The organism is Lacimicrobium sp. SS2-24 (assembly GCF_002201535.1).
In the GTDB taxonomy this organism is placed as follows: Bacteria; Pseudomonadota; Gammaproteobacteria; order Enterobacterales; family Alteromonadaceae; genus Lacimicrobium.
In genome coordinates this window covers 53,279-65,482 of the sequence record NZ_NIWW01000004.1, presented here as the reverse complement: position 1 = coordinate 65,482, position 12,204 = coordinate 53,279, and the positions used below count along the sequence as shown (strand labels likewise).

Genomic DNA, 12,204 nt, shown 5'->3' with positions numbered 1-12,204 from the left:
ACCTATACCCAAGGCGTATATCGTTGCTTACTTTATAACCACCATTCTGCTATTCTTTATAGATAGGTAGAGGAGGTAGATTATGTTAGAGATCAACACTAAGTCCAATGCATCGTTGCTTCAGCAGGTGCAGAACAAACAGGAAAGCCTGTTTGAAAAACTGGCCTCCGGCAAACGCGTTAACAGTGCAGCGGACGATTCGGCCGCGCAACAGATTATTGACCGTCTGACGTCTCAGACTACAGGTTTGCGTCAGGCATACAACAACGCCTATGACGGTGTCTCTTTGGCGCAAGTGGCCGAAGGCGGACTGTCTGGTATATCAGACAGTGTTAACCGCATCCGCGAGCTATCTGTGCAAGCGGGTAACGGAATATACTCAGACGCTGACCGCCAGGCACTGCAAAAAGAAGTATCGCAGATTCAGCAGGAAATTACAGACACCATAGATCGTACCGAATTTGCGGGCAAGCCGCTGTTAAGTGCTGAAGGCGAACTTAATTTTCAGGTAGGGGCTAACCCAGGCCAGAGTATCAGTGTGGCCACCCAGGATGTCGCCAGTAGTCTGAATGATATATTGAATGTGGATATCAGTACTGCACAAGGAGCGTCTGACGCGTTGGAAGCGGCTGATGCAGCGGTAGAGACTGTTGGTCAGGCCCGAGCCGATCTGGGTGCAGTTCAGAATCAGTTTGAGAGTGCTGCGCGTAATCTGTCTAACACAGAGGTGAATGTGGCGGCAGCCAAGAGTCGTATTCAGGATACGGATTATGCCCAGGCAACTGCAGAGCAGGCAGCCAATAGTGTTCAGGGTCAGGCAGCTACCAGCGTTCAGGTTCAGGCCAATCAGCAGCAGGGGCAGGTGCTCGCACTGCTGAGTTAAAGTATTCGTAAATTGACAGAATAAAAAGGCCGCGACAGCGGCCTTTTTTGATGATGAAGCGCCAGAGCAACAGCTTACTTCTTGACAATGCCTATCAGACTGCCATTTTCCCCCAACACCAGCAAAGAGGTGATTTGGTGCTTTTCCATTAATGAAAATGCGTCATTCATTCTGGCATCAACCGGGATGCTCTTGGGGTGCAGGGTCATCATTTTCGCTGCGCTCAGGTCGAACACGTCTTTTGCATGTTGTGTAAAGCTGCGGCGAATATCACCATCGGTGATAATGCCGTAGCCCTGCTTAGCTTCCACCACGGCTATGCCCAGCTTACCGCCAGATATGCAATTAACCACCTCTGCAAAGCTGGCATCGGCAGACAGCAGCGGTAAGTTTTCACAGATCATCTCATCTCTGACGCGAGATAACAGGCGACGGCCCAGGCTGCCGCCTGGATGAAAACGGGCAAATTCTTCCGGCTGGAAATCACGAGCTTTCATCAGGGTCACGGCCAGCGCATCGCCCATAGCGAGGGTGGCAGTGGTTGAAGAGGTGGGTGCCAGTTGCAGGGGGCAGGCTTCTTTATCCACGGCCACATCCAGTACCGTATTGGCAGCTCTGGCAAGGGTGGAGTCTTTGTTACCGGTCATACCAATCAGGAAGTTACCGTTTTCCTTTAGGAACGAAAGCAGTTTGACCACTTCCTCCGTTTCGCCTGAATTGGAAATGGCAATAAACACATCCTCTTTAGCCACCATGCCCAAATCGCCGTGATAGGCCTCGCCAGGGTGCATAAAAAAACTGGGAGTGCCGGTACTCGCCAGGGTAGCGGCGATTTTGCGTCCGATCTGACCTGATTTGCCCATACCACAGACAATCACGCGTCCTTGTGTCGACAATATCTGCTCGATAGTCTGGTCAAATTGTTTGTCCAGACGCCTGGACAGATTCGCCACCGCGGCGGCTTCTATGTCAAATACCTCTCGGGCAATGTGTTGGTAATCCATCTGACTTCAGCGTGATGCAAATTATGCGGCTATTTTGACTGAAAAGCGGTAGGCTTGTCGAATATACTCCATGCCAATGAGTGTTTCAGCATCAGAATGTGGGGATTTTGCTGTTTTTTTATCCAATATCTAAGCTATTGATCATAAACCTGAATGCACTGGTTGCGTCGGCCATGTTAATGGTTAAAATCCTAGTTAGCAGTCCATCAAGAGCCATGATTAACAGGTGGCTTTTCAACCGGGGGCAATGCCTTCTGCCTTATTCAATTTTCAGTGCGGGTTGCGATGACAACGTTGAGGTCGCCAGGGTATGAGTAAAATTCTGATTATCAGTGAGCCAGAAGCTCGCCGAGTCAGCCTGCAAACCATACTGACATTTATGGGCGAACAGTCTGAAGAGGTGCTGCCGGCACAGGCGGCCTCGCATTTGCAAAGTGATCAGGCTTTAGGTGCTATTTTGATAGACGCTGAAGCGACCTCTGTGATTGACGCACTGAGTCAGGCCTATCCGCATTTGCCATTTGTATTGGTAGGGCAAAGCAGTCAGGCGTGCAGCGGTAATCTGGTGGGACGTGTGGCCGAACCGGTTACTTATCCTCAACTGACACAGATGCTGCATCGCTGTCAGGCGTATCTCTCTCGCCGGCCAGGCAGCGCCACCTCGGTGCAGAATAAGACGAAATTATTCCGTAGTCTTATCGGTAAAAGTGCCGAAATACAGGCGGTACGGCATATGATTGAGCAGGTTGCCCCCACCGAAGCCAATGTGTTGATTCTTGGGGAGTCGGGTACCGGTAAGGAAGTGGTCGCCAGAAATGTGCATTACCTGTCGAATCGCAAGAGTGGGCCCTTTATACCCGTAAACTGTGGCGCTATTCCCGGAGAATTGCTGGAAAGTGAACTTTTCGGTCATGAGAAAGGGGCCTTTACCGGTGCAGTGAGCTCCCGAAAAGGCCGTTTTGAACTGGCCGAGGGGGGAACGCTGTTTCTCGATGAAATTGGCGATATGCCGTTGCAAATGCAGGTGAAATTGTTGCGTGTGTTGCAGGAGCGCACGTATGAGCGGGTGGGGGGAGTCAAGCCCATTCCCTGTAATGTACGTGTCATCGCCGCGACCCACCGTGATCTTGAAACCATGATCAGTGAAGGCAATTTTCGCGAGGATCTCTACTACCGCCTGAATGTTTTCCCTATCGACAGTCCCCCCCTACGGGAGCGCTCTGAGGACATTCCACTGTTATTACAGGAATTGGTCAGCCGAGCGGAAAATGAATCCGGCAGCACGGTTAAGTTTACCCAGGCATCACTGCAATCTTTAATGGAGCATCCCTGGGCAGGCAATGTGCGAGAATTGTCGAATCTGGTGGAACGCCTGCTCATTCTGTATCCCAACCGTGTGGTGGATGTGGGTGATCTCCCTCCTAAATACCAGCACCTCGAAGCGGATGGCTATGAGCCCGATTACCCGGAGGAGTTACTGGAGCGAGAGGCCATCAACGCATTATTTGGCGCGGATGATGACAGTGATGATAAAACGCTCGATGACTCCTCAGCTGAGATGCAGGGTGCGATGACCGGCGACAGCCATAACCTGCCCCAGGATGGCCTTAACCTCAAAGAGTACCTTGCCGATTTGGAAGTGAATCTGATTACCCAGGCACTGGAGCAGCAGGAATGGGTGGTGGCCCGAGCGGCTGAGGTGCTGGGGATGCGCCGCACCACGCTGGTGGAAAAAATGCGCAAGTACGGGCTCTCTAAAGAATAATCTGTGCCGACGTTCAGATAGAACGTTTTTGGCTGGCCTTAACAGCCCGCTGAGAGCGGCTTATGCGTCTTGTCATCGTGCCTTCTGTGCCCCCTAAACATCCCACTGCCGTTTTTCTGACAACCCGTTATTGCCTCTAACCTTTTGATAAATCAGTAATAAAAAGACTGGCACGTTCTCTGCTTTAGCTACTCTGTCCATTTCGGTGTCCAAGTTTTGACATGGGGTAATTATGACGACCGAGTTGCAGCATTCTAAATCAGTTGAGTCCTCAGCCAGCGGTGAGTCTTTGCGTTCACCCGTGCAGGAAGTGCCAGCACAGGTGCCACCGCAAGAGGTGTTACGGTTGCGCCAACAATCCTCTCGCCTTGAGCACCTGCTCGAAGTTATGCCCGCCGGGGTCATCGTTGTCGATGGCAGCGGGGTAGTGAAACAAGCTAATCAGGTGGCGGTTGAGTTACTCGGCGAGCCTCTTGAAGGACAGGGCTGGCGCTCCATTATTACCCGGGCCTTCAAGCCACAGGCTGATGATGGCCATGAGGTGTCATTGCAGGACGGCCGCAAGGTGAAATTCTCTATTTCTCCTCTTGAGCTGGAGCCGGGACAACTGATTGTGATTACCGATTTGACCCACACCCGGCGATTACAGCAGCAGATCAGTCACATGCGTAATTTATCATCACTGGGTCGCATGGTGGCGTCACTTGCGCACCAGATACGCACACCACTAGCTTCAGCCATGCTATATGGTGCTAATCTGCAAAACCCCACACTCAACCCAGATTCCCGTAACCAGTTTGCTGACAAACTGATGGCCAGGCTCAAAGATCTTGAGCAACAGGTAAACGACATGCTGCTATTCGCCAAAAGTGGTGAACAGCAAGTGGTGACGGAACTGTCACTACAAAGTCTGATGCTTGAAGTGGAAGCAGGCAGTGAGGCCATGTTAGTACAACGTCAGGCCTCCTTAACACTGGCTTTGCCTGAGCCCGATATCCTGGTGATGGGGAATAAAACGGCGCTGGCCAGCGCCTTGCAGAACCTTATCCATAATAGCCTGCAGGCGGTCCCGCAGGGCTGCCATATAACCATTTCTGCGGCCCGTGACGGGCAAAATGCCGAGCAGGTCATTCTGTCTGTGAGTGACAATGGGCCCGGCATCCCGAGCAGTAAGTGTAAGAGTATTTTCGACCCCTTCTTTACCACAAAGAGCCAGGGAACCGGGCTTGGTCTGGCGGTAGTGAAGTCGGTGGCACAATCTCATCAGGGAAAGGTGAGAGCGTCCAATAATAAACAGGGGGGCGCGTGTGTTGAGATGTTGCTCCCTATCTACCGGGAAGAGCAAAACTATTCCTTGTTGAGTGCAGGAGGAAGCAAAGTATGAGCCTGAGCAGAATACTGATTGTTGAGGACGATGCCGGTCTCAGAGAGGCTCTGGTGGATACCCTGCTGTTGGGCGGCTATGAGTTGCTCGAAGCGGACTGTGCAGAAACCGCCATGTCGATGCTCGGCGAGCACAGTGTGGATCTGGTTGTCAGTGATATTCAGATGGGACAGATGTCTGGTCTGGCGCTTCTGCGCAGTATTAAGCAGAAGTATCCCAATCTGCCGGTACTGCTGATGACGGCTTATGCAACCATTGATGATGCGGTACAGGCGATGCGCGATGGCGCCACCGACTATCTTGCAAAACCCTTTGCGCCCCAAGTGCTGCTTAACTTAGTAGGGCGTTATGCACCGGCTCAGAAGGTCGAATCCTGTCACCCCGTGGTTGGCGACCCGGCCAGCAAAAAGTTACTGGAACTGGCACAAAAAGTAGCCCGGGCCGATGCCACAGTTATGGTGCTCGGTCCCAGCGGTTCGGGTAAAGAAGTGCTGGCCCGTTATATTCATGACCAGTCAGCTCGAGCCGAGCAACCATTTGTGGCCATTAATTGCGCCGCCATTCCCGAAAATATGCTCGAAGCGACGTTGTTTGGTTACGACAAAGGGGCTTTTACCGGTGCGTTGCAGGCCTGTCCCGGTAAATTTGAACAGGCGCAGGGCGGTACCATTTTGCTGGATGAAATCACTGAAATGGATTTGTCTTTGCAGGCAAAATTACTGCGGGTGTTACAGGAGAAAGAAGTGGAGCGCCTGGGCAGTCGCAAAACCATTGATCTGGATGTCAGAGTGTTGGCAACAAGTAACCGGGACCTGCGTCAGGCGGTTCAGGACGGAAAATTCCGTGAAGATCTGTATTATCGTCTGAATGTGTTTCCGCTTATCTGGTCACCATTGGCGCAGCGCAAGGGCGACATTATCCCGTTAGCACAGCACCTGATTGAACGGCACAGTCAAAAGGGCGGCAACGCCATTCCTGTCCTCAGTGCATCAGCCCGTAACAAGCTGGAGCAATACAGCTGGCCCGGTAATGTCCGTGAGTTAGAGAATGTTATTCAGCGGGCCTTGATTCTGGTTAGTGACGATCAGATTGATGCCGCCGATCTGATGCTCGAACAGGACATGTCCACAGAGGTTGATGAGGTGCAGTATAGCGAGCCGGAGGGCAGCAAACTGGGAAATGAATTGCAGCAACAAGAACACCAGATCATTCTGGATACGCTGAAATCCTGCAATGGCAGTCGTAAGGCCGTTGCCGATAAGCTCGGCATCAGTCCGCGCACCTTACGTTATAAACTGGCTAAAATGCGAGATGTGGGTATAGAGCTGCCAGCCTGAGGCTGGCACGAATCAAACCGTTTTTAGCCACGAACAACACGACAGGCACGAAAAAAGTAATATTCATCACAGAGCCAAGTAGGACACTGAGATTTATAGAACCGTAAACCGCTGATATCCCAATGTTTTTCCGAGCCTTGGTGGTTAATCTTGTTTTCTCAAAGGCCACTATGTGCCCGATAACGATAACAACACTCGGGCATGACAGACAGTCATTCCCGCACGCCTTTGGCGGGAATCCAGATCTTAGTATTGAATCCGATTTGCTGATAACTTAACTGCGGTAACCATCGGGGTTCTGTGACTGCCAGCGCCAGGTATCTGTACACATCTGCTGAATACCTTTCTCGGCACGCCAGCCAAGCTCTTTCTCTGCTAACGATGCGTCGGCGTAACAGCTGGCTACATCGCCCGGGCGTCTGCTGACCACCTTAAAAGGCACTGACTTGCCACTGGCTCTTTCAAACGCTTTGATCATTTGCAGCACACTAAAACCCTGTCCCGTGCCTAAATTGTAGGTTTTGATCCCGGAGCCGGGCAGATGCTCCAGTGCTTTCAGGTGCCCTGCGGCAAGGTCGTCCACATGAATATAATCTCTGACACCGGTGCCATCTTCGGTGTCATAATCATTACCATAGACGCTCAATATCTCCCGTTTACCACAGGCAACCTGGGCCACAAAGGGCATCAGGTTATTGGGAATACCGTTGGGGTCTTCGCCAATGTCGCCACTGGGATGGGCACCCACCGGGTTGAAATAACGTAACAGTGTGATGTTCCAGTTCGGGTCAGCCTGGTAAAGGTCTTTGAGTATCAGCTCCACCATCAGTTTTGACTGTCCATAAGGATTGGTGGGCTGGCCCGTTGGCATGGACTCCAATAACGGTAGGGCCGCCGGGTCCCCATAAACTGTTGCCGAGGAACTGAAAACCAGGTTGGTCACCTGGTGTGCCTGCATGGCCTGGCACAGGGTCAGCGTACCGGCCACATTATTCTGATAATAACGCAGCGGTTGTGCCACCGACTCACCGACCGCCTTAAGCCCGGCGAAATGAATCACTGCATCGATTTTCTGTGATGAAAAAAGGCGCTGCAGTAAGTCTTTGTCGAGGATATCGCCCTGAATAAAGTTGATGGGCTTGCCAGTAAGGGTTTCAACCCGCTTCAGCGACTCTTGTGAGGCATTGCTAAGGTTATCGAGTACGGTAACCCTATAGCCTTGCTTTAATAATTGCAGAACGGTGTGACTACCGATATAACCGGCGCCGCCGGTGACCAGGATTTCAGACATCTTGTGTGTCTCCCTGAACTGTCTGTGATGGAAGGTATTTTTCGCTCAGCCCATATTGAAGGGGTTTGACCAGCAAGGGGTAGCCGCACAACAGTAGCACCGCCCAAAGCAGGTTCAGCCAGTCTTTTGGCGCGTACAATATAAAGGCAAAAGCAGGCACCAGAATGCATAGCTTAAGGATGTTCAGCAACATCTTTTCCGGTGCGGTGAGTTTGGCACCGGCCTCTCGGAGCAGGGTTAAGCGCCGTGTCAGTGGCAGATCCTTTAGCGCGTCTATGTGCCGGGTAGAAAAGTACAGCTTCATAACACCCCGTGTATGTCGGGCAACCAATAGTCCCTATCTTATCAATCTGTTGTCGTCAGGGGCAGGTTAATTTTGCACAAAAAAAAGCCCCTGTCCGCGGCAGCGGTCAGGGGCCTGATAGGTTTTAGTGGCGGCAGTTAGCCTTGTTTAATCGGTTCGTTGGCGTCAATAACCGCACCAGGGTGGTCATCTTCAGCTTTTTCAGCCAGTTTTTCCCAACGACGGGTTTTCAGCGCCAGCAGGAAGATCACGATACCAATGGCAATACTGAACAGGGTGATCTGCATGAACAGAGCAGGCATTTCCGCCGGCTTCTCTGGGTCGAAATTCCCCGCCAGCAGTCCGGCAACCACATTGCCAATGGAATAGGTCAGTACAAACACGCCCATCATCTGCCCGGCCATGCGTTTGGGTGACAGTTTACTCACGGCACTTAACGCCACCGGGCTTAAGCACAGCTCACCTACTGTGTGCAGGAAGTAGGTGGCAATCAGCCAGTAAGGGGCCACTTTGAGGCCACTGGCAGCAAATTGTGCGGCGAAGAACATGACAATAAAGCCGGTGGCCATGATGATCAGACCCAGCGCACTCTTAAACCCATAAGAGGGGTTAATCATGCGCTTGCTGAGATTAATCCAAAGGGCCGCAAAAAAGGGTGACAGGATAACCAGAAAGATGGAGTTGGCAGACAGGAACCAGGCGGCCGGAATCTCAAAGGCGCCAATCATGCGGTCGGTTAAATCACGACCAAACAGGTTCAGCGATGAGCCTGCCTGCTCAAACCCGGCCCAGAAACAAATAGATGCAATACACACCAACAGCAGTGCCAGCAGGCGTCTCTTCTCATCACCATTTAAGTTTGAGAAAAAGAAAATCGCCGCGTAATACACGCAGAATATGACGGTGATCCCGATGGCGACATTTTGCGCGATACTCACCGGGTTAATGGTCAGAAGTCCGGTCATCGTGGCAAAGGAAACCAGCGCCAGACACACTAAGAAGGCGACAATGACGCCCCAGCTTATGCGGGTGGCATTGACTGACAGCGGTTGCGGAGCCTGTTGCCCGACGGTTTCCAGCTTGGGCAGGGTGATGCGATACTGAATCAGACCCAGTCCCATTCCCACAGCCGCGGCCCCAAAGGCCCAGTGCCAGCCCATATTGGTCTGCAGGTAGCCACAGACAAAGTAGCCGATGATGGAACCGATGTTGATACCCATGTAATACAGGGTATAACCGCTGTCACGACGTTCATCTTCACTGCTGTAAAGCTGACCCACCATGGCGCCGATATTGGGCTTCAGCAAGCCTGTGCCCAGTACCACCAGAATAAGACCGATAAAGAAGGTATGGTCGCCGGGTATGGCCAGGACAATATGGCCACTCATGATCACGATGCCGCCATACCAGACCGCTCGCTGCCCACCAATCAGACGATCGGCTATCCAGCCACCGGGCAGGCCCATAAAATAGACGGCCCCGGTGTAAAGCCCGTAGATGGCAGTGGCAGAGGCCACGGTAATCGCCAGACCGTTTTCCTGCATGCTGGCGGTCATATATAACACCAGCAGGGCACGCATGCCGTAATAACTCATGCGCTCCCACATTTCCGTAAAAAAGAGGGTGGATAAACCACCGGGGTGCCCGAAGAACCCTGTGTCGTTTTTCATTGTCGTTTTCGTTGTCATTATTATTAGCCTTGTAGAATAGACAGGTTCGTCGCCGTACTCATACAAAAACACACCTGGCATGCACGCCAGACCTGTCAGACTGAGTGAAAAGCGGCAGTAACGTGGGCTCGGTTATACAGTCGCGATGTTGTAATTGCAAGCCTTGAGGCCACCAGTGGTGGATTTCAAGTCATCAGGCCTGGTCAGAGATTCGACCATGAATGTTATGCCAGGAGTCGGGGAATTTCCCTTGTAAAACATAGGAGAAGGCGATGAGCTCAGCAATCACCAGGTACAGTTCCCGGGGAATTTCCTGGCCCAGATCCAGCTGATTAAGAAACCCTGCCAGGTGCTCGTCTTCGTGAATCAGCACCCCCTCTTGTCTGGCCAGCGCGATGATCTCTTCTGCCAACTCACCAAATCCTTTTGCAATGACAGTAGGGGCTTGCTGTTTGTTGTCTGCCTGGTATTTGATCCCCACTGCACTGCGGGGTTTGTGCTGCGATGGTTTTTTCATGCCTGAGTCTCGAATACCTGATAAGGCCTTTGTTGAAGGGTTGTGGGGATTTTTCCCAGTTGACACTGGCTGTGATGAACCTCGATACCCAGCTCCAGCAGCCGTTTCTTCAATACCGGTAGCATACAAATCACCTTATCTTTAAGGGTGTCATTGGCGGCGTAAAAATCCAGTTCCAGTTGCATCTCATGCAAGCGGGCTTTTGCCAGTAACCCGCCCAGATCTCCGACATCCAGCTTCATGGTCAGATGCCACTGTTTCTGATTGCCGGCCTGCTGTTGGTTCTTTTTATCCGGAGGCGGCTCACGGCGGATCAATAATTCCAGGTCCTTTCTTTGCTGTTCATTGCCCAGGGGCAGGCTGTAATAAAAACTGTCCTGGCCCTGCAACTGGCTTTCGGCACTGACTGCCTTATGCCCGGTATGGCTGGTAAGCAGCAGGCTAAGGTTACGGATCAACTGATGGCGCTGCTCCACCTGAGCCAGATCGGCCAGTCCTCGCGCAGAGACCCGGGCTCCGCCCGTGTTTTCCAGCATGCCGGAAAGCCGCTCTGCAAGTTTGTCGCTCTGGGCCGGATAGCTGCGAGACTGTCTGGCGGCCAGCGACAGTTGCAGCAGTGTGATCAGGCCGCCCACAAAGCCTGACTGACTTGCAGGTGTGGTCAGACTCAGTGGGGTGAGTGCCATGGCGGGCTGGCTCAGCAAGGCTCTGAGGGCCAGACTGTCCTGTTGCTCGCCGCGGGGAAGGCTCTGATTAAGTTGCTGCCCCAGCTGTTGGATCAGCTTCGCCGAATCAGATTGATTCACAACCGGATCTTTAAGGGCCTGGTCAATTTTATTCAGCGTGGCGGATGGAGGCTCCGAAGTGGCATGAATCCGCCTGAGCAAGCTTTGCAATGCCTCAAGACTTTTTGCAACAGGTTCTGACGAAGAGAGTACTGAGCCGGCATTGCCTGCTTGCACGGTATTTCCACTCGTTGGCATGGTGACCTGCAGCTCAGGGGGCATACCAGAGAGAGTTTTGCTGGTCTGGGTCAGACCCGGAACGATACTGTGCAACTGTTGCAGTTGCGGGGCCGACAATTTGATACTGGCCCGTTCACTGCCCGGCGCAAGGTTCAGCTGCAGATCCACTTTACCGCCCTCGCGAATGACCAGCTGAGCGGCATCGGGTATGTTTCTCAGCTGTGTCAGCTGCGGTGCCAGTGATTGCAGCGGCGGTGGCAGCCTGTTTAACAGGGCCTCGGCACCTGAACTGGTGAGCGGCAAGGCAGGCTGTCTGGGCATTGCCAGCGCAATCGGGCTGGCCTGTTGCGTAGGCAGGGTGATGCGAACTCGTTCGGGGGGCGCGCTGGCGCCCGGTTTTTGCGCCAGTGCCAGCGTCCATTCGCCACTTTTCTGATACTGAAGTTGTACCGGCTGTCCCGTGCTAAAGCCTTCGGCCGAGGTGGGCAAACGCACGGCAATCTGACTGTTGGCAACCTGTAGCGTCAGTGTCTTGCCTCGGGCACTTAATACTTGTGCGCTGATGACCACAGTGCCGTTTTCTGTTTTAAGCGCCTCTCCAAGCCTGTTTGTCGCTGGCGCTGCGGGATCAGATAAGGTGCGTAACAGCAATATATCGGCCAGGGCTTTGGGAAGAGGGGTATTGACCCGTTGCACCGCGCTGTCTGCAAGGCTTGCCGGGACAAGCACTGATGTCGAAGAGAAGGAGAGTTTGCCGCTGTCTGTTGGACTGAGCTGCACATTGTAAGACTGGCCGCTGACAAGTTCACCGCGTAAGGTGCGCGCAGGCAGCTGCAACTCACCTTTGGGGTTTTGCAGCAACAACTGATTACCGGACAGGTGTTTGACAATGACCTGGGATGCCTGTTGTGCAAGGGGAGCGTTGGCTACACTCGCCGTTGACTGAAGCTGTTTCAGCGCATTGGCAAGCTGCTGTTGTGATGAGAGAAAAATATCTGACATGCTCTGTTATCGGCTCCGGGCACAGTCTGATGAATACACAGGCACAAGATTAATACAGAATAGAACGCAAAGATAAACCTGT

Annotated in this window: 10 protein-coding genes; 4 read left to right on the top strand and 6 right to left on the bottom strand. The window is 52.6% G+C overall.

What is annotated here, in order from left to right; translation table 11 throughout:
- The first annotated feature begins 82 nt into the window (after positions 1–82).
- Complete coding sequence (locus CCY32_RS08630) at positions 83–883, top strand: flagellin (RefSeq protein ID WP_088330221.1); 801 nt, start codon at positions 83–85, stop codon at positions 881–883.
- Positions 884–957: 74 nt separating this feature from the next.
- Here CCY32_RS08630 and CCY32_RS08625 read toward each other — a convergent pair whose 3' ends face one another.
- Entirely contained in the window at positions 958–1,887 is a 930-nt protein-coding gene (locus CCY32_RS08625; RefSeq protein WP_088330220.1) for a KpsF/GutQ family sugar-phosphate isomerase, read from the bottom strand.
- A 310-nt stretch (positions 1,888–2,197) separates the two neighbouring features.
- On the opposite strand from CCY32_RS08625, the gene CCY32_RS08615 reads away from it, so the two are divergent.
- From CCY32_RS08615 to CCY32_RS08605, 3 genes are all read left to right on the top strand, one after another.
- A complete protein-coding gene (locus tag CCY32_RS08615) occupies positions 2,198–3,652 on the top strand; it encodes a sigma-54 dependent transcriptional regulator (protein WP_088330218.1) in 1,455 nt (484 codons plus the stop codon).
- Between the two features lie 232 nt (positions 3,653–3,884).
- On the top strand, positions 3,885–5,036 hold the full coding sequence (locus CCY32_RS08610; protein ID WP_088330217.1) for an ATP-binding protein: 1,152 nt from the start codon (positions 3,885–3,887) through the stop codon (positions 5,034–5,036).
- Positions 5,033–6,373: a sigma-54 dependent transcriptional regulator gene (locus CCY32_RS08605; RefSeq protein WP_088330216.1), complete on the top strand. Its 1,341-nt coding sequence runs from the start codon at positions 5,033–5,035 to the stop codon at positions 6,371–6,373. Before CCY32_RS08610 ends, CCY32_RS08605 begins: the two co-directional genes overlap by 4 nt.
- Positions 6,374–6,647: 274 nt before the next feature.
- Here the strand turns inward: CCY32_RS08605 and galE are convergent, their stop codons facing one another.
- The 5 genes from galE to CCY32_RS08580 form a co-directional block, all read right to left on the bottom strand.
- The gene (gene galE, locus CCY32_RS08600) at positions 6,648–7,664 is read right to left on the bottom strand and encodes a UDP-glucose 4-epimerase GalE (RefSeq protein ID WP_088330215.1); all 1,017 of its coding nucleotides are present in this window, start codon (positions 7,662–7,664) and stop codon (positions 6,648–6,650) included.
- Positions 7,657–7,968, bottom strand: a complete 312-nt coding sequence (locus CCY32_RS08595) for a DUF6170 family protein (RefSeq protein ID WP_088330214.1) — start codon at positions 7,966–7,968, stop codon at positions 7,657–7,659. The genes galE and CCY32_RS08595 overlap by 8 nt, the downstream gene beginning before the upstream one ends.
- A 137-nt stretch (positions 7,969–8,105) precedes the next feature.
- Complete coding sequence (locus tag CCY32_RS08590; RefSeq protein WP_088330213.1) at positions 8,106–9,656, bottom strand: peptide MFS transporter; 1,551 nt, start codon at positions 9,654–9,656, stop codon at positions 8,106–8,108.
- 175 nt (positions 9,657–9,831) lie between these two features.
- The gene (locus CCY32_RS08585; protein WP_088330212.1) at positions 9,832–10,155 is read right to left on the bottom strand and encodes an EscU/YscU/HrcU family type III secretion system export apparatus switch protein; all 324 of its coding nucleotides are present in this window, start codon (positions 10,153–10,155) and stop codon (positions 9,832–9,834) included.
- The gene (locus tag CCY32_RS08580; RefSeq protein ID WP_088330211.1) at positions 10,152–12,122 is read right to left on the bottom strand and encodes a flagellar hook-length control protein FliK; all 1,971 of its coding nucleotides are present in this window, start codon (positions 12,120–12,122) and stop codon (positions 10,152–10,154) included. The genes CCY32_RS08585 and CCY32_RS08580 overlap by 4 nt, the downstream gene beginning before the upstream one ends.
- Positions 12,123–12,204: the final 82 nt, after the last annotated feature.